19 protein-coding genes and 1 riboswitch are annotated in these 22,292 nt (G+C 40.4%); of the genes, 1 reads left to right on the top strand and 18 read right to left on the bottom strand.

The features are described 5' to 3' along the window. Nucleotides 1-135 precede the first annotated feature (135 nt). From SST111_RS02980 to SST111_RS02960, 4 genes are all read right to left on the bottom strand, one after another. A complete protein-coding gene (locus SST111_RS02980) occupies nt 136-378 on the bottom strand; it encodes a hypothetical protein (RefSeq protein WP_099809969.1) in 243 nt (80 codons plus the stop codon). 315 nt (nt 379-693) lie between these two features. After that, a complete protein-coding gene (locus SST111_RS02970; protein ID WP_099809967.1) occupies nt 694-951 on the bottom strand; it encodes a hypothetical protein in 258 nt (85 codons plus the stop codon). A gap of 10 nt (nt 952-961) precedes the next feature. Continuing rightward, nucleotides 962-1,222 (bottom strand): hypothetical protein, encoded by a 261-nt coding sequence (locus tag SST111_RS02965; RefSeq protein ID WP_099809966.1) that lies wholly within the window; start codon nt 1,220-1,222, stop codon nt 962-964. A gap of 1 nt (nt 1,223) precedes the next feature. Next, entirely contained in the window at nt 1,224-3,518 is a 2,295-nt protein-coding gene (locus SST111_RS02960; RefSeq protein WP_099809965.1) for an FtsK/SpoIIIE domain-containing protein, read from the bottom strand. A gap of 302 nt (nt 3,519-3,820) precedes the next feature. Here SST111_RS02960 and SST111_RS02955 point away from each other — a divergent pair, with 302 nt between their 5' ends. Further along, a complete protein-coding gene (locus tag SST111_RS02955) occupies nt 3,821-5,020 on the top strand; it encodes a hypothetical protein (protein WP_099809964.1) in 1,200 nt (399 codons plus the stop codon). Between the two features lie 116 nt (nt 5,021-5,136). Here SST111_RS02955 and SST111_RS02950 read toward each other — a convergent pair whose 3' ends face one another. The 14 genes from SST111_RS02950 to treR all read right to left on the bottom strand — a co-directional run bounded on the left by SST111_RS02950 (nt 5,137) and on the right by treR (nt 22,235). Beyond that, nucleotides 5,137-6,609, bottom strand: coding sequence for an LPXTG cell wall anchor domain-containing protein (locus SST111_RS02950; protein ID WP_099809963.1), 1,473 nt, complete (start codon nt 6,607-6,609; stop codon nt 5,137-5,139). 173 nt (nt 6,610-6,782) lie between these two features. After that, nucleotides 6,783-8,117 (bottom strand): alanine/glycine:cation symporter family protein, encoded by a 1,335-nt coding sequence (locus SST111_RS02945; RefSeq protein WP_099809962.1) that lies wholly within the window; start codon nt 8,115-8,117, stop codon nt 6,783-6,785. A 106-nt stretch (nt 8,118-8,223) separates the two neighbouring features. Continuing rightward, a riboswitch (glycine riboswitch) is annotated at nt 8,224-8,328 on the bottom strand. Nucleotides 8,329-8,540: 212 nt separating this feature from the next. Continuing rightward, nucleotides 8,541-9,173 carry an ABC transporter ATP-binding protein gene (locus SST111_RS02940; protein ID WP_024388927.1) on the bottom strand — a complete coding sequence of 211 codons (633 nt, stop codon included), beginning with the start codon at nt 9,171-9,173 and terminating at the stop codon, nt 8,541-8,543. 1 nt (nt 9,174) lies between these two features. Next, entirely contained in the window at nt 9,175-11,160 is a 1,986-nt protein-coding gene (locus tag SST111_RS02935; protein ID WP_099809961.1) for a DUF1430 domain-containing protein, read from the bottom strand. Nucleotides 11,161-11,179: 19 nt separating this feature from the next. Beyond that, nucleotides 11,180-13,165 (bottom strand): DUF1430 domain-containing protein, encoded by a 1,986-nt coding sequence (locus SST111_RS02930; protein ID WP_099809990.1) that lies wholly within the window; start codon nt 13,163-13,165, stop codon nt 11,180-11,182. Between the two features lie 178 nt (nt 13,166-13,343). Further along, nucleotides 13,344-14,201: a helix-turn-helix domain-containing protein gene (locus SST111_RS02925; RefSeq protein WP_099809989.1), complete on the bottom strand. Its 858-nt coding sequence runs from the start codon at nt 14,199-14,201 to the stop codon at nt 13,344-13,346. Between the two features lie 134 nt (nt 14,202-14,335). Then, nucleotides 14,336-15,274 (bottom strand): peptide-methionine (R)-S-oxide reductase MsrB, encoded by a 939-nt coding sequence (msrB, locus tag SST111_RS02920; protein ID WP_029943672.1) that lies wholly within the window; start codon nt 15,272-15,274, stop codon nt 14,336-14,338. Between the two features lie 39 nt (nt 15,275-15,313). Further along, a complete protein-coding gene (locus SST111_RS02915; RefSeq protein ID WP_099809960.1) occupies nt 15,314-16,843 on the bottom strand; it encodes an AMP-binding protein in 1,530 nt (509 codons plus the stop codon). 133 nt (nt 16,844-16,976) lie between these two features. Further along, complete coding sequence (gene trxA / locus SST111_RS02910; RefSeq protein ID WP_053864554.1) at nt 16,977-17,291, bottom strand: thioredoxin; 315 nt, start codon at nt 17,289-17,291, stop codon at nt 16,977-16,979. Between the two features lie 206 nt (nt 17,292-17,497). Beyond that, nucleotides 17,498-18,151, bottom strand: a complete 654-nt coding sequence (locus SST111_RS02905) for a GNAT family N-acetyltransferase (protein WP_099809959.1) — start codon at nt 18,149-18,151, stop codon at nt 17,498-17,500. 86 nt (nt 18,152-18,237) lie between these two features. Beyond that, nucleotides 18,238-20,571, bottom strand: coding sequence for an endonuclease MutS2 (locus tag SST111_RS02900; RefSeq protein ID WP_099809958.1), 2,334 nt, complete (start codon nt 20,569-20,571; stop codon nt 18,238-18,240). Nucleotides 20,572-20,607: 36 nt separating this feature from the next. Beyond that, nucleotides 20,608-21,156, bottom strand: coding sequence for a CvpA family protein (locus tag SST111_RS02895; protein WP_099809957.1), 549 nt, complete (start codon nt 21,154-21,156; stop codon nt 20,608-20,610). Then, entirely contained in the window at nt 21,153-21,464 is a 312-nt protein-coding gene (locus tag SST111_RS02890; protein ID WP_002935948.1) for a hypothetical protein, read from the bottom strand. The genes SST111_RS02895 and SST111_RS02890 overlap by 4 nt, the downstream gene beginning before the upstream one ends. 57 nt (nt 21,465-21,521) lie before the next feature. Next, on the bottom strand, nt 21,522-22,235 hold the full coding sequence (gene treR, locus SST111_RS02885) for a trehalose operon repressor (RefSeq protein WP_099809956.1): 714 nt from the start codon (nt 22,233-22,235) through the stop codon (nt 21,522-21,524). Nucleotides 22,236-22,292 lie beyond the last annotated feature (57 nt).

The raw sequence follows: 22,292 nt of genomic DNA, 5'->3' as shown, positions 1-22,292 counted from the left end.
TTGATAAGCAAAACAATAATAATACTCAATGGAAATCAAAAGCAGACTACCTCCAATGGATCATTTCAGTCATCATATCAAGTCAACAAGATCTGATTTTGATTTTTGAAGAGTATAAATTTATTTTTCGATTATCTATATTTTATTGTTATTAATACAGTTCGTCAAACTTCTATTTATTTCCTCTCTTAACATGGTATACTTTTTCAAGTTATCCCGTACCGCTTCAACATTAGTTGTAACTGTACTTCCACGATTAAAAACAGACAGTAACCCCATCACCCTACTCATAGATTCTAATTGTTCTGGAACAATATTTCGTTGATCTAAACCACTTTTAATCATATGTAATTTCCGATTCAAATCTTCAACCGACATCTCGTATTACCTCAATCCTCCTCTACCCACTTTTCTTCTGTTTCTTCCAAATCATCTATCATTGTGGAGGAACACTGAAGATACTGTACAATAGCCCTTAATACACCTTCACTCTCTGTAATCCTGTGTAATAGCCTATGACTAGCAGAAAAAGAACTACCTGCCAACAACAGTTCCAATTCCCTCCGTTCTCTACTTATAGCTGATAATTCTTGTTGAAGTACAGAGAGAGACTCTGACAAAAACTTTCTAATCAATAGTTTATATTGAATTTTAGTATAACTTATTACTGTCCTCAGTCTTCTCACCATATTGTTAATTCCTCAATTTTTGCTTATACTGGGATAATTCTGTAGTTTCGATTTGTACAATCTGTTTTGAATTTTCAATACTTGTCAGAATAATTTGAAGTTGTTGACCAATTTCCGCTTGCACTCGATTACCCTCTAGTAAAGCTTGAATAGCATGCCCTCTTTGCCGAATTGTTTCGTAAATTCGATTATAACGGTCAATATTCTTCTCTAAATCATCTTCCAATTTAGTAATTGTATCAATAATACTCTGTATAGACATAACTACGCTCCTATAAACGATTGGCTATATTTTGCATTCGCATAACAGCAGTTAGCATATTTTGCTTCTGTTGTTCCAATTCTACATTTGCCCTAGAAATGCCATCCATTACTTTCTTTATCTCATCCGAACTTGAGCCCTCTCCAAGCCAACTTAAATCTCCCAGCAGCTGATTATAAGATTGGTTAATATCTCGATTAAGGGGTATGATTTCTTGAAAATCATCTGCCAATTTCAGAATTCCTTTTTTTATCTCACCTATACTTTGCATACTATTCTCCCTCCAACGAAAATGGAATAATCACTTGTTTTCCTGAATAATCAATTTCATCGTATAACAAGGCACGATTCGCCTGTGGTTGCCAATGAATAAATGAAGATGTCTGACTCTGAACCACTCTCTCATCTACTCTAAGAAAAATTTTTGTATTAAAGATATCATTACTTTCAAAGCCAATACAATGTTCTTTCATTTTAGACTCTTTTAACCACCAACCAATAAAATGAATACCTGCATTCGGACCATTTTCCACTAAATTTCTCAAAGGTGGACTGGCACTAAATTGCTTAGTATAGGTCCATTTATCAAGTCCTAATCCAACTATGAACAATTTACCTGCACTATGAGTTGTCAAAACTTCTTCGACCTTGTCTTGTAAATTATTGGATTCAATAAATATTACGTTCGGAACAGTGGCGTTTACTTTTTTATAAAAATACTCATTCCTTGTAAGGTCACAGATAATAAACTTACAATCTGGAGTGGAATCTTTCAAGGACTGTAACAACCCCAAAACCATACCTAGTGCGGTATTATTCTCCTGATCCGGCACTCCTAATATAAGTAAATTTCGTCCACTCTCGCTTGGGAATGCAAGACTAGCCGCCCTATCATCCACTGAAACAATTTTACCTATGCTTCCCTGACATGACAATACTTTCACTTCAGAATCTGTATAGTAATATCTACGCTCTCCCTCAAATGTCATCGGTTGCGAATGCTTAGCCTTTGCCAAGTTCCACCACTCTTTCCTTAGTGGAGCTAAAATTCTCTCATCAGCAAATGCTATCACAGATTTTCTATTTTGAGATACCTCCCCATAGTCTAAATTCACAATTGCTTCCCGCGGTCTCAAATAGACTGCAGCATTATTATTCAATGACAAACTCTGATAAGATTCATTGAGAGAATTCTTATGAACCAATCGAATTGGAACTTGACCGAAAATATTTGTAGTTTTCCCAATAAGGGCACTAATTCCTCCTATGCTTTGTGAAGAAAGAATAAAATGTATCCCTGCCGCCCTAAATAGACGCACTGATTTTTCTAACATATCTGCTATTTTAGCCGCCTGAACTGTATCATCTCCAAACATCAACTGAAACTCATCAATAATCACTACTAAGCGCGGTAATACAAATCCTGTTTTCTCCCTATAATTCTGAATATTTTGGACATCGTACTTTTTGAATAATTTCAACCTCCTTTTGTATTCAGCATACAAGTGCATCAATACAGCACTTCCAAATTCTATATCACTTTCTAATGCCAAAACATCTGCATGAGGAAGGTAATCTTCCTTATGCAAATTAGAGTATGGTTTTAGAGTAACCCCTTCCTTATAATCAAGAAGAATCAGCCGGACTTCATCTGGTGAATAATGATAACAAATACTATGAATTATTACAGAAAGTAAGTTCGACTTTCCTTGTCCAACCGCACCTGTAACAAGAATATTATGACGTTGATTTACATCATCGCCTATAACGATTTCTGTAATCTCAGAACCATTTTTACCAATATAAAAACGAATACCTTCTGTTGATTTCTCTCTCCAAAAACCAGAATTAGTAGATGGATGGAGTGAATCGAAAGCTACTGTTGGGTACGCTGTTTTTTTACACTTAGTCGCCAACTCTTCCGTGATTCCCAAAATATGATTAACCGATATAGGTAAGAATGAATACACAGAATTAGTATTTAAATTAATTACTGTATTTCCAGATACTTCTAATTTTTGAATATTAGAATCAAAATAATTTGGATAGTACTCATCTTCATAGTAAGATACCACAACAATCGTAATCCCTGCTTGAACTGAACGCTTCATGAGAATCGACAGTAAATGGCGAATCCTATTGTCTAGCATTTCAAAATCAACATATAAAAAGACTAGCTTATAACTTTCCACAGGAGTTTGTAACATTTCCCTATACTCTAACAAACTATCTGCCATCCCTTGAAGGGTATTTTGTACCATCTGAATATAGTCCAAAAGATGGAATAAATATTTTTCCAAATCCATCTCTGAATGCAAAACGGTTAATAATTTGACTTCCCCAGAAGTAAAACTTGCAAAGGGTGCAAATGAACCTGATAGTGTATTATCAAAACATACCACTTCCAACTGGTTAGGAGCAGTATCTTGTAGGGCATGTAACAAGAGATAACGAAGTAAGTTTCCTATTGATCCGGAATCAAAATTATTACGTACCCAAATATTTCCACGACCAACAAAGGAAAGTCTTCCATCACTAAAGTGAACATAATCAGCTACTTTCAGCATAATTCTTCTCCTTCTAAAATTACTTTAGTATATTTCTTATGCTTATTAGCATCTAAGAATATTGACTAACAATCTAATATAAAACACTCCTTTATTATTGACGCTAATCACTAATTTCAATTGTTATTATATAAGTTAAAACAAGCTTTGTCCTTGCTTTGCAGAAATGAAATTTTTATAAATTATGATATAAACTTTCCTTATCAAAAAAGAAACTTTCCAAGCACATAATTAGATGACTTCCGAAATATTTTTTGTTATAATATATACATGCATATATATATATATATTGAGGTGAAGTTATGAAACACCTAAACTTTAGCGAAATTTTACAGGTTATACTAACTGTCAATAAGAGAAAGAAGAAAAATGTCGGCTGGGTTAAGCAAGAAGCTATTGTTAACAGTATCTTTCAATTTCTAGAAGTCCCTGGCAAGGAAGAAGAGGAATTTTATGTTAGCACTTCGGATTGCTCTAAGTATTTCAACGGAAGGAAAAATATCCCTCAGAAACTCAAGAACTATCTGGCGCAACAAGATTTTTCTCAAATCGTAGAGAAATTTGCGCAGCGAATGATGCAATATACAGAAACATCGACTATTAGTATTGCTAAAAAATTATATGATGTTGCTGGTGAGCAAACAAATGTACCCAACTCTGAAAACCAACTATTTTTGGAACAGGAAAAAAGATTACACTCTTTTTATGATCAGGAAAAATATGCCCACTATATAGCATCAACCATCCTCTTTTCCCTTATCCATGTTCCCAATATCCTTAACTGCCAACAAGAAGAAACCTCCCTCCTTGATAGCCTCCACTTCAATCAGGACTTAGAGGAAGCTATCCAACAAGGACGCTATTACCAATCTTACGAACGGGACATCATTATCCATCCCGATATGAAGAAAAAAGAATATAAAGTCCTAGTCAAACGGCAGTTCATCTCCCACTATCCCAATCCTGTCCATCCTCACAAGGACCGATTTATCCTAAACACCTTCTACTCTACAGCTGCCTTACGAAGCAATAATCACTTTATCAGTCTAAAAATTAACCAAATCGATTATTCCGATAGGGTGCAGGTTCTGGACGAAGACTTGGATATTGAAAAACATCGCTTCCCTTACAAACGTAGCCTCTTAGTAGAAAATCTTCCTGCTTCTGAACTCTACCACATTGACTTGCAGACCAAGTACTTTGCCAGCTTTCCCATCCGTTTCGGCAGTTTTCGCCTGCATTCTCCGGCAAAACGTTTCAAGGTCACTGTCCGTATTCGGACCAATGAAAAACGCAAACTCTGCCTGACCTTGAAAAACTTCGGTAGCTTCAACAAACAAATTTCTAACATCGACCGTATCGAACCTAACGCCACCATGGCCTACTTTGAAAATATCGACTGGACCTTCCCGTCTTCAGGCTATGCCTACATTGTCAAACCCTGGAATGAATTTTGGCAGGATTTCCTACCACAAAGCCAGAAAAAAAGTGCAGAGGAATAAAATCCTTTGCACTTATTTTTTTCTGACAGACAAATCCAGTTTACTAACAATTATCACCTTGCAAAGTCAGACAGCAACTCCTCAGTTCCCTATTGTTTCTTAGAAAACCGTCAACTTTAATTCTTCTTTTGTTTCTTATGGAAGTATGCTACCATTGGTAACAATGCTAGACCTACTAGAGCTAACCCTGAGTTCACTTGACCTGTCTTCGGCAAGTTCTTCTTATCTGCTTTTTTATCTGTAGCCTTATCAGTAGCCTTTGTTTGGCCAGTAGATTTTCCTTGAGCACCTGTTCTTTTGCTTTCTGAATCGGAAGATACTGTTCCTGATGGTATCTGACCAGACTGGCTTTCACTCTGACCGCTACTTGTTGAGTTAGTTGAAGTAGATGAACCCCCACCTACCATTTGTTGCAACCTGCTGAGAACCTCTTCCTTGCTTGGTTTCAATACAGAAACAACCCATCCTTCATTGAACAAGCGATTCAGCTTTTCCTCTTGCTCTGCTAGAGTTGTACCTAACCGATCAAGGCTATCAGGAATTGAATAGACCGTTATCGTCCCATCTCCATTATCTGAGTAGGTAATGACAGTGGAGTAGGTAATTATTCCAGTAAGACCCGATTCAATGTAGTAGGTTTTTTTAGGCAATATAACATTAGGTACAAAACTTGTCGCTTGGCTACCAGCTTCTTTGGAAGAAAAGGTTGTTTTTACCCCACTTGCAAAAAGAGGGCTAATTGCTTCTCCACCTATCTTATGAAGAGTATAGGCCACCTGAGCTGCCAAAACCTGCTCCTCACTATAACCTGGGAAATCTGTAGCTTTAAAGAGAGCCTTTATCCCTATGTCAGATGCCGGTGTTTCAACGAAAGCCGTATTTCCAGTATTGCTCGACTGACTGCTTTCATTTCCTACAGGGGCCACTTCTGTTAAAAATAGGCTATCTAAGTTCTTAACAACAAAATTCCCCAACCCTTTTTCATCAATTAGCCTACGTACAGTAGCTAGGTCCGTTCCCTCTGGTACATAATAGCATATGCCGACACTTCTCCCCATCATCCCTTCACCATACAAAGCTACGTGAATGTAACCAGGAATCTGAGGCGCCCCATTCCAATCCTTTGGATTAATTTCGTTGGGTCTAATAATGGAACCATCTACCAAGTTAAGATAATAGGCAAAATGTCCCTGATCCGGTTGTGGAGTAGACAAAGATGAGGCAAATGTGATACTAAGAGTATCATACGCTAGCAATTCCTCAGTAACCACAATGCTAGTTGTTCCTGGATTCCACCTTTTTGTCGGAGCACCTTCCTTGTCAGTCATTTCAAATGACTGGGTAGTAGCAGTAATGTTAAACTTTGCCTTTATATCATCAATGGAAATTGTATCCCCTACCTTAACCGTCATAGTGAATGGTTCAATAGCAACCCCCATCCCATAATGACCGCCAGAAATCGTAAGTTCCTTACTCGCAACTGTTTCAGTTGCATATACAGTCGGTACATCTACAATATGGTTTAGAGCAACTGGTGCCAACAATAATCCTGCTGATAAAAGTAAAACGTACTTGCTTGTCTTTTTCATACAAACACCTCAATAATATACAATATTTTCCCTTATTATAACAAGAATAAGAATTGATTTCCTTTCTATATAACCTGAAAATATTGTCAAAATATCTAAAAACTTTTCTTTATAAAAATGAAAGTTTCCAATAATTAAAAGTGCAGAGGAATAAAATCCTTTGCACTTATTTTTTATTTCCTCTTTGCAAAATACTGGCGTGTCTCCTTGATGATAACAGGAGAGAGAGCCAACAGAGCAATCAAATTCGGTAAGGCCATAAGGCCGTTTACAATATCTGCGATGGTCCAAATCAAGTCCAGCTTGAGGAAACCACCAAGGGCTACCATTGCCACAAATAACAGACGATAAGGCAAGATAGATTTGGTACCGAATAGAAACTCGATACAGCGTTCACCATAGTAAGACCATCCGAGAATAGTTGTAAAAGCAAAAAGTACCAAACTAATCGTCAAGGCAATAGATCCTGTACTGCCAAAAACAGTCGCAAAGGCTGCCTGCGTCAGTGGTGCCCCTTCAAGTCCTTCTACTGTCCACTGACCAGTCACCAAAATTGACAAACCAGTTAAACTACAGATAATTAATGTATCAATAAATGTCCCTGTCATAGAAATCAATCCCTGCTCCACAGGGTTATCCGACTTGGCTGCAGCTGCCGCAATAGGCGCCGAACCCAAACCAGATTCATTGGAGAAGACTCCGCGAGCAATTCCGCGTTGAATGGCTTCTTTTACCGTTGCCCCTACAAAACCACCCATCGCAGCTGCTGGAGTGAAGGCAGATTTGAAAACTAAGGCAAGGGTTGGCAAGAGTTGTTCCCAATGCACGGCCAAGACAGTAATACTTGCTAAGATATACAAAATCGCCATGAAAGGAACAACTTTGGTCGAAACGTCAGAGATTTTTTCAATCCCACCAAAGATAAAGAAAGCAATTGAAATAGCTGTCACAATGCTAACCAACTGGGGAGCTAATCCAAAACTCGTTTCCAAAGAAGCAGTGATGGAATTTACCTGTGAGAAGGTCCCGATTCCCAAAAGAGCAACCAAAACACCTGAAATAGCAAAGAAGACTGCTAGAGGTTTCCATTTTTTGCCCATCCCCAAGGTGATATAGTGCATAGGCCCGCCTGCTGCTTGACCGTTGGCATCCTTGGTTCTATATTTGATGGCCAAAAAGCCTTCCGCATACTTAGTTGCCATTCCGAAAAAGGCCGCAACCCACATCCAAAAAAGAGCCCCAGGACCACCTGTAGTAATAGCTGTCGCAACTCCGACAATATTTCCTGTACCAACTGTCGCTGCCAAAGCTGTACAAAGGGCCGCAAAGCTGGACACATCTCCCTGACCAGACTGGTCGCTGGAGAAAATCAGACGAAAAGCCGTCGGCAATTTGCCAATCTGAAATACTCCCAAACGAAGAGTGAGATAAACACCCGTTCCGACCAATAGTAACAAGAGGGGCGGTCCCCAAACAAGATTGTTGATAGCTTTAAATAGTTCTAACATAGTTCCTCCTAAGCGTTTCTAATCCGATAAAGCTGCCGGAAAAAACAAAAAGAGGCTGAACACTTCAACCTCTAGAATCAACGTGAAAATATAGAAAAAGCCTATTTTTCAACGCTCTGTCCTTTTACCTGAGAGTTTCAGTAGGTCCACTTTTCCAAGCAGAACTACCTTGCCCCTTCGGTGCCAAAATGGTCTCTCCAGAGTTCCGTCCATTGAACAGTCAGTTTCCCTTCTACCCAATATCAACCGATTATTCAGTTTTATCTAGTTTTATTTTAATCTAATTTCACGAAAAAATCAAGAATATTTTCTGATACTCAATGAAAATCAAAAGTAGCCTAGGAAACGAAGCCGAAGATAGAACTGGAGTTCATCAAGGTAAGTTGACAACGGATAATTTTGATTTTCGAAGAGTATGAATTTTTACAAGTCTTCCATTTTTATGATAAGGTCTGCTCGCTCCCAAATCAAAGGATTATGGGTCGCAATCACAATTAACCGATCTGGGCTCTTCAAGGATAACAAAATATCCATAATTTCTTGGGAGCTCTTAGGATCCAAGGCAGCCGTCGGCTCATCTGCTAAAATCAATGGAGGATTTTTCAGAATGACTTTAGCAAGAGCTACCCGCTGGGCTTCCCCTCCTGAGAGTTCATAGATAGGCTGGGACAGGTTCAGATAAGACAAACCCACTGCATCAAGTGCCGCTTCCTGCCTCGATTTCCTTTCGTCTTTGGACAATTTCTGACCAATCAGTCCCAAATCCAGATTTTCTCTGATTGTCTGACTTTCTAAAAGACCAAAATTCTGAAAGAGATAGCCTAATTCCTCCCTAAAAAAGAGATGGGGCTTCAACTTTTTCAAATCCTTTCCCTTGTAGAGAATGTCGCCTGCATCATAGGACTCCAACTTGGCTAAAATATTCAGCAAGGTCGTTTTTCCGCTACCACTGGCACCTATCAAGGCATAGACCTTTCCAGCCTGCAAGTCTAGCGTTACATCAGAAAACAAGCTGCGCTTCCCAAATTTCTTTTGAATTGATTGGATAGAAAACATACTAGGCTCCTTTCAAAATACGGATATTCCAAGCTCCTTCTTTCCTCGCCTGCCACCTCAATAAACAGAGGGCATTGACCATAAACAAGGCAAAACTGATGCTACTTATAAAAATGTGACCTGTTACTACCATGCTTGCTCCAAGAGCCAACAAGAGGGAAAGCAGTTGGAACGTTAGGTATTTCTTATGGATTCCCAAGAAACCCATCCCTACAATTTCCTTGATGAAAATCTCACGTTTAAATTCTTCAAAGTATAGAAGATTCATGGTATTAAACAGGACAATTGATGTCACACTCCCTAAAATGGCACCCATAGATGTTGAAATGGTCTCTATCCGAATACGATCTAAAAGTTCCGTAAAGAGGGAGGAACTACTTTTAACTTCATTGACAAACTGAAACAGATTTCTTGCCTTCAATTCGCGCAACAGTTTATCTCTATTTTTAAATAAGATACTGCTATCTACTTCATTCAACCAAAAGTCAGCAGATTCTTTTCCCAGACTTGACGGTGCCAGCACAACTAAAATAGGGTCTGTCAGATATTGCACATGTTGACCAGAACGATGATTGTAGATAAACTGCTTCTGCCCATCTTTTAGATAGGCAACTTTTCCCTTAATGGTAGCTGAGCGTGCTTGATTAGCAGGTCTAACCATACGATTGATATAATCTTGGTAAAGATGGAGATAAGTATCGCTTTCAGGGCGCAATTTTTCAGGCAACAGAAGTTGAAATTCTCCTTCTTGTAGAGGGAGCGCTACTTCTCCTTCTGCTAAGTTTACATCCTGTATCTGCAAATAATTTGGACTAACATAGAGGGTGTTTCCTGCTGGATGGTAGCTATCAAGGCGTGTCCCATCTTCCAGTTGGGAGCCCATTAAATAGGCATTCAAATTACTTTTGACAAAGAGTGCGCCGTCTTCCTCCAAAGCTTGCCTTAGTAAAGGATACCAATTTTCAGGCGAATTTAGTCCTGAGCGACCATCCGCAGAAATATTCCAAGCTAAACTATAGTAATCCCCTTCATTCTCCCACTGCTGGGCACCCGCTTGGTATTCTTGCCAAATCCCTGAATAATAGACGGTTTGAGCCACACCAAATGACACCACCAGTAGAGCCAGCATTTGTCCCATAACCATAATGGTCAGGATTCCTTGCAGGGGCATCTTCCCTTTTAACAAGGGTAAAAAGTGATAGGTCCGAATGCCCAAGGTAAATGTAGTAGCGAAAAAAAGGACAATCAAACCAAGCAAGAAATGATAGCCCACCAAGGCTGCGACCAGATAGTAAACAGAATAGCCATCTAATCCAATGAGGTAGGCCAGTCCAACTGCTGGAAGAACCGCAAATGGGATAGTTAGAGCTATCTCTTTCGCATTTTCTTGTAGAGATAGTAGAAATAAATGCCAACGTGAATCTCCTGCAATCAAACGGATACCTGCTGTACGCAACTGCCTTACATTAGCAATCACGACCAAAGCCATATAGGTAATGAGAAAGACCAGTATGGCTAAGAATTGACCTCCTTGGGTCAGAAATGCGAGTAAAGTAGCAATAGTCGAAGGCTTCCTAATCTGAACTTCATCAAATCCAAGCGAAACAAGAAGAGACCGAAGCTCCTCTACCGTCGCTTTCCCTTGGAAAATAAAATATTTGGTTAAAAGTGCAGACTCCACTTTTTCTGATGCCTGAAATTCCTCTGGTCCTCTTGGTAGGGGAGTTTGACTAAAATTATCATAAGAAAAGGTACGTCCGCCTGATGTACTTGGCTCAATCACTCGTCTGGCAATGATACTATCCGTCTGTTGAGAATAGTCCTCTAATCGCTGTCGTACATCTGAGTAAGTCACGTCCTCAGATACCGACAAGGTAGTCACAGAAGGATAATAATGAACTAGCATAGTCTCCTTTTGGCTGACCCCCAACCAAATCATAAAGACGGCTAGAATGATAGTCGATACAAGTACAAATTTTCCTTTCATTCTAACTTCACCTCATTAACTATCTGCCATTTAATACACTCAACTGGATTTTTTCTTCCCTCTTCGCTTGATTGTTCAGTAACATCCAACTATTTATCAACAAAGTCACAACTACTCCTAGGCTAACAATAACTGACTTTGTCATAAACATTGCCAAACCCATCCCAATAAGAGCGGAGCCGACTTGTTCTCCTAGATAAGAACCATGCAATTCGACAAAACGCATCCCTGCTATCCGCTTGATAGCTATTTCTCTTTTGAAGGTCTCAAAGTATAGAAGATTCATCGTATTGAACAATAGTATGGAAGTGAATATTCCAAGGATTGTCGGAGATAGGGTCATAAGAATTTCAAGTTGAACATTTTTTCTCAGGGTGTTGTAATGTTGCTTGCTAGATAACAAGCTACCTATTGTGTTTTGTAAATTGTATTTGTCCAACAGTTGTTCCAGCATCTCCTTATCTTTGAAAAATACAAAATCTGGTAACGCATTTTCCCAAAAATAGGACGTTTCTTCAAAACTTTCAGGTGATAGAACAACAATCAACGGAGCCTGTAAAAATTGCTCATAATTTATCGGAGTATGATTGTAAATGAACCATCGCTTCTCGTCTGAAATGTAATAAACGTTTGAATGCAAACTTATAGATCTTTCTCCATCCGCAAGCAATTTTCCTACCATGTCCTCAAAATACGCTTGGTAAACACTCGCATCATTTTGCAAACTCTTTGGTAATAATAATGCAATTTCTCCTTTAGCTAATTGCTTTATCTCTTCCAGCTGATTGAAATCGTACAGCCCACCTTCTGATTGTATATAATTCGACGTCACATACAGCACCCTTTCTAGAGGAATTTCCTTGCTGGATTCAATGATGGTATGTTCTTTTATTGTGTTATGCCGTAAATGGTGCTGGACTAACATTACATTATTTTTCGCATATGATTCTAAAATTACATGAGACCAAGCCATTCTTTGTTGCTGGGCCATCGCTTCATCAGCTATGAATGCTTCACGATTCAAAGACAGACTAAAAACATCTTGTCTTTCTTGCCAAGCCTTTTCTCCTATCGTTAGTGTATGGAGAACTCCAACATATGTCAACGTTCGACTAGCACCAATAGAGATGATACAAACCGCTAAACACTGACCTACTAGTAAAATAGCAAAAATCGCCTTGAGAGGCAAGGATCCCTTAATTAGCTTTTGTAACTGAGAAATGTTTAATGCAATCATGAATCCAACACTTGTCGATAAAGATAGGAAAAAAAGCAAACAAGCATAAAAGGCAATACCGATTGCTACAAAACGATAGTATACCATTGGCCAACCCAAAATTAAAATAGCAATCAGTCCGAAAACAAGCGCCCCTACTGTAGCCAATGCTATATCTCTTCCATCCACTCTTAAAAAACGACTAGCAATCTGCCAACTCCTCACACCTGAAAGTATCTCTATCCCTGCTGACCGCAAGTAGACAATCTGCCCAACTACTGTCAATGCAATATTGGTGAGTATAAAGATAATAAGGCCTAAGCTCGGAGCTCCTCTACCAAGAAATAGACTTAAACTGTTTAATAGGGTCGGTCTATAAATATAGCTATCCACCAATCCCAGTGACTGTAAGACGTTTTCTACCGCTTTGATGTCCAGATTCCCTTTTACAACATAGTAATTTTCAGCTAAGTTGGCCTGACTAGCTACTAACCTATCCGCTTTGACCAAGCCCTGTGGAAGCTCCCCCTTCCCAAAAACATCATAACTGGTAGTAGTTCGCCCACTATCATCTGTTTCTGTTATTGTCTTAGCAATTAGACTATTTTCCTTTTCAGCTAAATTTGTCAGGGCATCCGACACTTCTTCATAGGTCACTTCTTCCCCTCGACTTAATATGGAAACCGATGGATAGTAATGATAAATTAAAGAATCGAGTTGCAGACTCACTAACCACATACAGAAGAGACAGACGCTAAAAGTAGATAAATAAGTAAATACTTTTTTCATAACGAACCCCATTTGCACAAAAAGGAGGTGGACTCCACCACCTCCCTATCATTAGAACCCGTAACCAAAATCAACATGTTTTCAAACGTTCGTTGATATAGCTTTTTTATTTTAACATATTAACAGTCGATTTTCAACCTTTTTTAATTATTTTTATAAAAGAATCTATACTTGATTATTAAATATCTTTTGATAGATATTCTTTCAAGCTAAGATAACTATTTTGCGGACCAAAAAATTTGAATAGACATTCCGCTTCTCTATAGTAGGAGAGAATTTCATCCTTTGACAAAAATCCCTCTCCGACATTTGCGATTAAACAAAGCGTATCTGCCAAAAGATAACAACTCTTCTTGTCTCGCAATGTTTCAATTAGGTCTGTCAATTCATCAATTGCCTGTGACTGCCTCTTCCTTTTAAAAAGATAGTGAGCGTGATTGTAGCGAATCTTGATATACTTATGAAAACTCTCTGTGTTTGATATATCCAAGTGGCTAAGCTTTTCTGAAATCCCCTCATACAAACCGTCTAAATCCTCATCTCGAGAAGTCAGGGCATAAAAATTAACCAAGCTATTGTATACATCCAGATAAAAACTAGATTTCTTACTGATTCGATGACTAAGTTCTTCCATACATACAATTGCAGTATCTTCCTTATGATAATGATGGAAGTCCACTATACAAGCCAGATAAGTTAAATATTCACTGCTTTCCTGCGAATGAACAGCTTCTTTCTGCTTCTCTACCTCTACAAGATAAGCCAGTTGATCATAGGAACGAGTGAACAGAGCTTTGTCCACCAATCGTTTAAATACCGTAATATCAGGTGCTTTATCTGATACACTTTCATCAAAAAAATAGTCCATAGACACCTGTAAGCGTTGTGATAAGGCAAATAATATATCCGATGTAGGAGCAACTCCTAATTTTTCAACTCGACTAATCAAACTCTGCTCACAAATTCCCTCTGCAAGTTCCTTTTGAGTAAAGCCAAGTTCCTTTCTTCTATTTTTAAAACGTCTACTAAGAATCATTTTCATAACCTTTCCATATATATCCCTTAAGAAAAATCTCTATATAGATTATTATATCAAAATTATATATTTAAATATACTATTTCGACACAAAAAGCCTATTCTTTGCGAATAGACTTTCTACGTTCCTAAATTTATTTAAGCAAATCCAAAAACAAGCCATATCCTGCTTCTTCCATTTCCTCTCTCGGTATGAAACGAAGGGCTGCTGAGTTGATACAGTAACGGAGACCGCCTTTATCACGTGGTCCGTCATCAAAGACATGACCTAGATGAGCATGACCAGCCCGACTGCGGACTTCAATACGGTTCATGCCGTGGGAAAGATCTTGGAAATAAGTCGCAACTTCCTTGCTGATTGGTTTGGTAAAGGAGGGCCAGCCACAGCCTGAGTCGAATTTGTCTGTCGAGAGAAAGAGGGGCTCGCCAGTCGTAATATCGACGTAGATGCCAGCTTGGTCGCTATTCCAAAACTCATTTTCGAAGGGTCTTTCCGTCGCAGCTTCTTGAGTAACTTGATACTGGAGGTCGGTCAAGCTGTCTTTTAAGACTTGCTGGTCTGGCTTTTGGTAGTCTGCAACATCAATCAGAGGGATTTTTGCCTGCCCAAGATCGATATGGCAGTACCCTTGGGGATTTTTCTTGAGATAATCCTGATGGTAATCTTCAGCGGGGATGTAATGTGCGAGTGGCTCCACTTCAACGGCTAGGGGGCGTCCGCCAAAGAGCTGGGACTGCTCCGTCATGACTTGCTCGATGGTCGGAAAATCAGCTTCATCGGTGTAATAGATACCAGTCCGATACTGGCGCCCCTTGTCAGGTCCCTGCTGATTAACAGAGAAGGGATCAATGACGCGGAAATAGTAGAGGAGAATTTCCCGCAAATTGATACGAGTCTCATCATAAGCTAGATAGAGCGTCTCTGCGTGGTCTGTTTGTTTGAGGAGTTGATAATTGGTCGTCTCCACCTGTCCATTGGCATAGCCAACGCTGGTGTCAAGAATACCATCGATCTGGGAAAAGTAGCCTTCCATCCCCCAGAAACAACCGCCTGCTAGGTAGATTTCTTTCATGTGAACTCCTTCTTATCTGCAAGCGTGGTTTCGTCACCCTTACAGATTTTTTTCTTTCATTTCTGCTTCCATTTTGAGGCGTTGAACCTTCATGGTCGCAGTACGTGGAATGTCGTCATAAGCCATCAAGATGGGTTCTTTCAATAGTGGAAGATCTGCAACCATGGCCCACCAAGCTTCCCAGTTCATCTCAGCATCTTCTGCCAGAGCGATAATCGGCTGCGGTGCACCATTGACATCGCGGATAATCACGACTTCTGATAAAAAGTCCAATTTATCCAGCAATAAATCTTCCAAGGCAAGGTTGCTGTCGATGTGCTCAATGAGGTCAACCTGACGGTCTTTTAGGAGAAGTGTCCCCTCTGGAGTCATGCAGCCGTAGTCACCACTATCCCACCAAGCACCGTACACATTATCTTGGAAACGGGCATCTTCTTTATAGTAGGTCACAGCACGGCCTTTTGACAGAAACTGGATATGGCCGTTTTCTCCAGCTGGGAGAGGATTCCCTTGGGCATCTGTGATGCGTGCTTCTGTGTAACCTTCCAAACCAATCCCCATATCTCGTCCGCTAACTGTGCCTAGATTTTCCAAACGATGGTAACGTAGAATCATTGGACCACATTCACTTTGACCATAAACCTGCATAAAGACTGGATCTTGCTCTTTAGAAGCCTCCAAGAAGGCACGAAGCGAACCAATATTGATAGCATCAAAGGTTGAATGGTAATAACGAATGCTGCTAAAGACCTCTGGTTTTTCCTTGGCCAGTCTTGCCCATTGGACAAAGTTATTAGGATGGGTTTCCAAGGCACTTGGACGATGTAGAGCAAGCGCCCGTTCAACATCATCTTTTCTTGCAGAAGAAAGTGGGTAGAGGGGGAATCCAAGCCCAATCGCCGACGACACGCCGATATTATAGCGTGAATGTACAGGAGAGATATGGAAGGCCAGCAAGCCTCTCTCCGTCATCTTGTCAAAAATAGTTTGTTGCCAAGCTACTCGCCAGCCCATGGTCTGTGCTGTGTGGCAGATTAGTTTTGGAACACCTGTCGTTCCTGAAGTATGAGTCATGTATTGAATGACATCTTCTGGCAGGAGATTTTCTTCAAATGTATCTGCTTCTTGCACTAGGACGTGGGGCAAAAATACCTTTGTGACCAGGTCAGTTCGAGTCATTCCTGCTACACGTTCTTCCGTTTCTTGGTCGTATACAATGAAAGACGTTTCCAATCGCTCCGCAAACACATCTAGATTCGAAGATGGCAGATGGTAGGAAATCATAACTGGAACAGCCCCTAAGGCTGTTACCGCTACTGCTAACAAATAGGTGTCAAAAGCTGGGCTCTTATACAGAATTACCTTATCCCCATAACCAATACCTGCCGCTGCAAATTGGGCAGCTCTTTTTTGAATGGCCTCAAAAACTGTTTGATAGGTATTTTCCAATCCTAATTCAGGGAAGGATGCGTAGGGTTTGTCAAAATAAATAGCAACATGTGGAAACTCTTTAGCTGCTGTTTTAAACTGACGATAGAGATTTAATGGTTTGTAACTAATAGTTGACATGTCTAACCTTTCTAAAATGACAATGATAAGGTTATTATAACATCTTGTGCCAACCTTCACAATCTGATATCTTTGTATGACTCACAGTTGTAAAAAAACAAGTAGTCAATCCACCACTTGCTTTCATTTTCAATTAACCAATCTCTGCCAAGATTGCTTTGATTTGATCTTTGGTGTGAACACCGGCAACCTGTTTCACAACCTGTCCGTCTTTTTTGAACAATAGAGTTGGGATAGACATGATGCCAAACTGACGAGCTGTGTTTGGATTTTCATCTACATCCATTTTGTAGATGCGCAATTCATCTTCGTCCACTTCGCCTGCTAATTGCTCTAAGATTGGTGCCTGCATACGGCATGGACCACACCAAGGTGCCCAAAAGTCAACAAGGACTACGCCTTCTTGTGTTTCAACTTCAAAGTTTGCATCTGTTACTACTTGTACCATAGGTTTCTCCTTTTCTGTTTTCTACCAACATTCTACACCAAATGAAAAGAGAATGCGAATATTTGCTACGGAATGAAGCATGAGATAAACGTACCTATAAGAATTTCAGTTGTAAAAAAATGGGTATAGCTAAACTAGACCGCAGGAGGACGAGGGGGAATCACGTACCAGATTCATTTACAAAAAAGAAAAAAGTTGAAAATGTTTCAACTTTTTTCTGTTAAATCCACCACATAGGTTAATTCTTGATAGACATCTTCTATGTCAAAGAGCTCCAAGCCAGCTTCTTCACTGACTACATAGACACCCTCTCTTAAATAATAAGGAACTGACTGACCTGCTTCATCTGTAAAGGCCAATTTGGCATTGGAAAGGTCTACACCAAAACGGACATAAGGTGTGTCTTTGGGTGTACCGATGACTAGGTAATCTGAACACACTAGCTGCCCGCCCCATTTTTGATACAAATGATTGGCTACATCTCCCTCTCGGGTAAAGATGGCTAATTTCTCGACAGCCTGTTCACGCAATTCCTGCTCTGCTTTTTCAAAAAGTGCCTGGGCAATGCCCTTCCCTTGAAAATCAGGGTGAACTGCTAGGTTAGTAAAATAGGCTGTTCGCTTGCTTGGTGCGTAAATATAAGACTGGCTGCACTCCTCAGTGTAAATATCGATATCGATTAGACCAACAATTTGTCCGTCTACTTCAGCCACCCACTCCACACGATAATCATAAACGTCTGTCATTAGTTCGGGCTTCTCTGTTTCTCTATCATCAAAGAATGGAGAGAAGAGGTAGCTGAGTGCCTTACAGTAGACCCAGCCCTTCTCATCGGCTGGCTGGTATTTTCTGATAATCATATAAACCTCCTCATTTTATTTTACTATTTTTTTGAGTTTTGCAACTGTATTCAAATGCACCTGCTACTTGCAAGTGCTTTGCTTTTTCACTTAAAGGTCACAATAGTACAGCCTGAGCCACCTGCATTTTGTGGGGCGTAGCCGAATTCCTTGACCTGCTTGTTGCGGCGAAGGTACTTGGTCACCCCTTCTCGGATAACCCCTGTACCAATACCGTGAACAATATCGACTTGGGCTAGGTTATTGAGCAGGGCCTGGTCGATAAATTCATCCAGCTCCATCATAGCCTCTTCGTAGCGTTTGCCACGGAGATCTAAGCGGGCTTTTGGTCCTCGTACATTGGCACGTTTGACTGTGTGAACCTGGCGTTTCTTAGGCTGCTCTGCCTTTTCCGCCTTGACTAACTCAAACTCATCTTTGGCCAAAGTCATCTTAATCAAGCCAACCTGAGCTTCCCAACGCCCATCCTTAAGCTGATTGGTCAAGGTCCCACGTTGTCCATAAGCTGTAACGATAATGTCATCGCCCACCTTGGCTTCCCGCTGAATTTTGGCTTTTTTCAAGACTTTGTTCTTAGACAGATCTACCACTTCAGGTGCCAACTTTTTCAGTTCTGCCTTGGCTTCAATAATCTGGTGGGGCTTAAGACTGGCTGCAGCATGGAGATTTTTAAGAATGTCCTCGCTTTCTGCCAATGCCATATCTACAATTTCCTTGGCCTCCAAACGTGCCTTGTTGAGCTCATTTTCCCGCTCACGATTGAGCTCGTCATAGAGCTTGCGAAGGGCTCGGTTCATCTTGTAATTTTCTTGCTCCACATCACGAATCTTATCCAGACGCTGACGACTTTCAACCGTCTGACTTTCCAATTTCTCGATAATGCGGTTGACATCGCTGTCCGTATCCGTCCATGACTGAGCCGACTGGATGATGATATCCGACAAGCCCAAACGTCTTGCTATTTCAAAGGCATTGGAGCGACCAGGAACACCCTGCATAAACTTATAGGTCGGGCGTAGACTGTTGGTATCAAATTCCATACTGGCATTTTCAATACCAGAGGTTTCTATCCCGTAAGCCTTGAGCTCCGGATAGTGAGTAGTTGCCATGGTCTTGATGCCCCGTAGGCGAAGGTCGTCTAAAATAGCCATGGCCAGCGACGCGCCCTCCTGTGGATCGGTACCTGCCCCCAACTCATCAAATAAAATCAGAGAATCTTGATCCGCCTCCGCCAAAATCTGTACCGTGTGAGTCATGTGACTGGAGAAGGTGGATAAACTCTGCTCAATCGACTGTTCATCCCCAATGTCCGCAAAAATTTCTTTGAAGATAGCTACCCGACTGCCCTTATCAGCCAAAATAGGCAAACCAGACTGAGCCATGAGATGGGTCAATCCCAAGGTCTTGAGCATAATAGTCTTGCCACCCGTGTTGGGACCCGTTATCACGATAGCCGTCAACTGACTACCGAAATAGAGGTCGTTTGGAACGGGCTCAGCAATCAGCGGATGGCGAACGTTGAGAAGGGCAATATCCTGCTTCTCAGATAGTTTGGGTACAACTGCTTGATGATCACGCGCAAAGAGATGCTTAGCACGGACGAAATCAATATGCCCGATAAGCCAGGCATTGTTACGGATCACACCACTATGCGGACGGAGCATATCCGACAATTCCTGCAAGATACGGTTGAGCTCATGGCGTTCTTCTGCACATAGGTGACTGATTTCTTCGTTCAAGGTCACCACTGCCCGCGGCTCAATATAAACGGTCGAACCCGAAGCTGAAATGTCATGGACAACCCCCGCAATCTTATTGCGATAGGTATTTTTAACAGGAAGGACATTGCGTCCATTACGGCTTGCCAAAATGCTATCGGACAGCATGTCGCCTTTGGTCTTCAAAATATCCTGCATGACCTGACGAACTTGATCTTCAGCTTCACGGATTTTTCTTCGAATACGGGCTAGCTTTTCTGAGGCAAAATCCTCTACAAAACCAGCATCATTGATGGACTGGAGGGAGCCCTGTAAATCTGGAAAAAGCTCAATCTTCTCAAAGAGCTTATCCAGCTGGCTAAGACTGACATTTTCCAGATTTCCATAAAAATCCAAGAGAGATTTAGAAACTTCCAAGACCTTTTTAACAGCTAATAATTCAGCGATATTGAGGTCTGTATCCAATTCCAAACGACGCATGGCTGGACCGATGTCACTAGTAGCAGCCAGACTGAAATAGGGATTTTCCACAAAAATCTGCGCTATATCTGTCAACTCGTCAAAGGCCTGTTGGATACGGTGGACTTCCACCATGGGCTCCAACTGTCGTAATTCTTCAAAGCCCTGTTCCGTCAAGAGATAGGGCTCAATTTTTTGTCTTACCTTGTGAAATTCAAGGGTTTCAATAATTTTATTATTCATATATTCCTACTTAGTCAAAAAAGGATAAGGTCTCCCTTACCCTGCTATATTACTCAACCAGAGAGATTTTAAAAAGCTACTAGTGAATGGTGTGTACTGAATCATGATGTTAGCAAGAAGACTACTGTGCAATTTATCTTGAATCATCGCTAACGGAATAGTTGATAGCAAGACCATGACAATCTGAAGAGAAATAAAAGTCACCAAGACAGCCAAGGCGCCACTTATGAGATTGGTCGTTTTTGTATCAGGATTAAAAGCCTCTAATAGATGGACAAATATTCCTATGAAACGCATAATAGCATAAACCAAGACGTATATCAAAAGAAAGGCCAATCCCGCATAAAATACCATATCTAGGTCAAAGAGATATTTCTCATCAAAATAATAGTTGGAGCTCCCCTGAGTAGCATTGGCAAATGGCACCCAGAGATAAAGGAAGGATGCCAATTTTTTATAAGTAGCCGTTGCAACCACCAGAGCAATAATACTTCCCATGCTATAAAAGGCCTGTAGAACTAGACCACGGCTGTAGCCAATGTAGAAACTCCATGCCAAAATGAGAATAATTGCTAATGAAATCATACCTTGTCCTCAAGCTCATCTAAGTCAATCAAGGTCACATTCTTTTTCAAGACCTTTTCTTTGACGCTTGCAAGTTCTTGTTCCTTTTGTTCAAATGCCATCTCGCGCGTTAGTTGAACGGATAGAGCATTGATTGCCAACAAAAGCGCGAGGGTTTCAGGGTCCGCCGTCGGCATCTTTTCTTTGATGGCTTGGTATTTTTCCTGTGCAATACGCTCAATCTCTTCCATAAAGAGATTGTCATGCTCAGTTGTCAAGGTTAATTGCTTCTCGCCAAATGTAAATTTATATCGATTTAAGTTTGCCATATCTTACCTCTTCTTCTATCTATTATAGCGTAAAAAACTTGATTTGGCTAATCTCTCCTATAAAGAATGCTTTCTACGAGCAAAATCTACAAAGCGGAATTTATCAATCTTGTGCTTACTTTCAGTGTATTGAAATTGTCGCGTATCTCCTAAGTAGACCCTGGATTTTATCAACACCAGATAATCATCCTGAATCTGCATCAAATCTCGCTCTTCTCGACTGGTCGGCTCTACCGTAATCTCTTTCTGTGCATAAGCAATGTCAAGGCCTAACTTATTTTCTAGGTATTCGTAGATGGATTTTTCAGCAATAGCAGTTGTCAACTCTGGCACGACATCGACAGCAAGATAATCTGTATCCTCAACGGAGACCTTACCGTCAATCGAACGTGTACGGACAACTTTCCACACCTTGCTATACGGCTCAAAGCCTGTCAAGTGCGAAAGGCTACTATTAACGGTAATCATATCTAAGCTGACAACATCTGTCTTGGTAGAAAGCTGGAGAACATTTGTCAATTCCTGATAGGAAGTTAAACCTGAAACTGGGAAATTGAGAATTTCTTGCTTAAGGACCATTGAACCACGCCCTTGCACTTTTTGAATCAAACCTCCCTCAGTCAAAATCGCCAACGCCTTACGAACCGTATCACGACTAACACCATAGATTTCCTGAAGCTGCTGTTCTGTCGGTAGGGAGCTTTCTGCCGGATAAACATTTGTCCGTATTTTTTCTTTTAAGTCATTATAAATTTCTTGGTATTTTTTCATCATTTCCTCGCAAATTCATCTGTCAAATAACATACAACTATCAACATTATAACAAAA

It is taken from the genome of Streptococcus suis YS161, from assembly GCF_002760245.1.
Classification (GTDB): Bacteria; Bacillota; Bacilli; order Lactobacillales; family Streptococcaceae; genus Streptococcus; species Streptococcus suis_I.
This window is presented reverse-complemented; position numbering and strand designations above follow the sequence as displayed.

Bases quoted from the DNA above. Each gene is read 5' to 3' on its own strand.
- SST111_RS02980 (WP_099809969.1), bottom strand. From the start codon at position 378: ATGTCGGTTGAAGATTTGAATCGGAAATTACATATGATTAAAAGTGGT.
- SST111_RS02970 (WP_099809967.1), bottom strand. From the start codon at position 951: ATGTCTATACAGAGTATTATTGATACAATTACTAAATTGGAAGATGAT.
- SST111_RS02965 (WP_099809966.1), bottom strand. From the start codon at position 1,222: ATGCAAAGTATAGGTGAGATAAAAAAAGGAATTCTGAAATTGGCAGAT.
- SST111_RS02960 (WP_099809965.1), bottom strand. From the start codon at position 3,518: ATGCTGAAAGTAGCTGATTATGTTCACTTTAGTGATGGAAGACTTTCC.
- SST111_RS02955 (WP_099809964.1), top strand. From the start codon at position 3,821: ATGAAACACCTAAACTTTAGCGAAATTTTACAGGTTATACTAACTGTC.
- SST111_RS02950 (WP_099809963.1), bottom strand. From the start codon at position 6,609: ATGAAAAAGACAAGCAAGTACGTTTTACTTTTATCAGCAGGATTATTG.
- SST111_RS02945 (WP_099809962.1), bottom strand. From the start codon at position 8,117: ATGTTAGAACTATTTAAAGCTATCAACAATCTTGTTTGGGGACCGCCC.
- SST111_RS02940 (WP_024388927.1), bottom strand. From the start codon at position 9,173: ATGTTTTCTATCCAATCAATTCAAAAGAAATTTGGGAAGCGCAGCTTG.
- SST111_RS02935 (WP_099809961.1), bottom strand. From the start codon at position 11,160: ATGAAAGGAAAATTTGTACTTGTATCGACTATCATTCTAGCCGTCTTT.
- SST111_RS02930 (WP_099809990.1), bottom strand. From the start codon at position 13,165: ATGAAAAAAGTATTTACTTATTTATCTACTTTTAGCGTCTGTCTCTTC.
- SST111_RS02925 (WP_099809989.1), bottom strand. From the start codon at position 14,201: ATGATTCTTAGTAGACGTTTTAAAAATAGAAGAAAGGAACTTGGCTTT.
- msrB (WP_029943672.1), bottom strand. From the start codon at position 15,274: ATGAAAGAAATCTACCTAGCAGGCGGTTGTTTCTGGGGGATGGAAGGC.
- SST111_RS02915 (WP_099809960.1), bottom strand. From the start codon at position 16,843: ATGTCAACTATTAGTTACAAACCATTAAATCTCTATCGTCAGTTTAAA.
- trxA (WP_053864554.1), bottom strand. From the start codon at position 17,291: ATGGTACAAGTAGTAACAGATGCAAACTTTGAAGTTGAAACACAAGAA.
- SST111_RS02905 (WP_099809959.1), bottom strand. From the start codon at position 18,151: ATGATTATCAGAAAATACCAGCCAGCCGATGAGAAGGGCTGGGTCTAC.
- SST111_RS02900 (WP_099809958.1), bottom strand. From the start codon at position 20,571: ATGAATAATAAAATTATTGAAACCCTTGAATTTCACAAGGTAAGACAA.
- SST111_RS02895 (WP_099809957.1), bottom strand. From the start codon at position 21,156: ATGATTTCATTAGCAATTATTCTCATTTTGGCATGGAGTTTCTACATT.
- SST111_RS02890 (WP_002935948.1), bottom strand. From the start codon at position 21,464: ATGGCAAACTTAAATCGATATAAATTTACATTTGGCGAGAAGCAATTA.
- treR (WP_099809956.1), bottom strand. From the start codon at position 22,235: ATGAAAAAATACCAAGAAATTTATAATGACTTAAAAGAAAAAATACGG.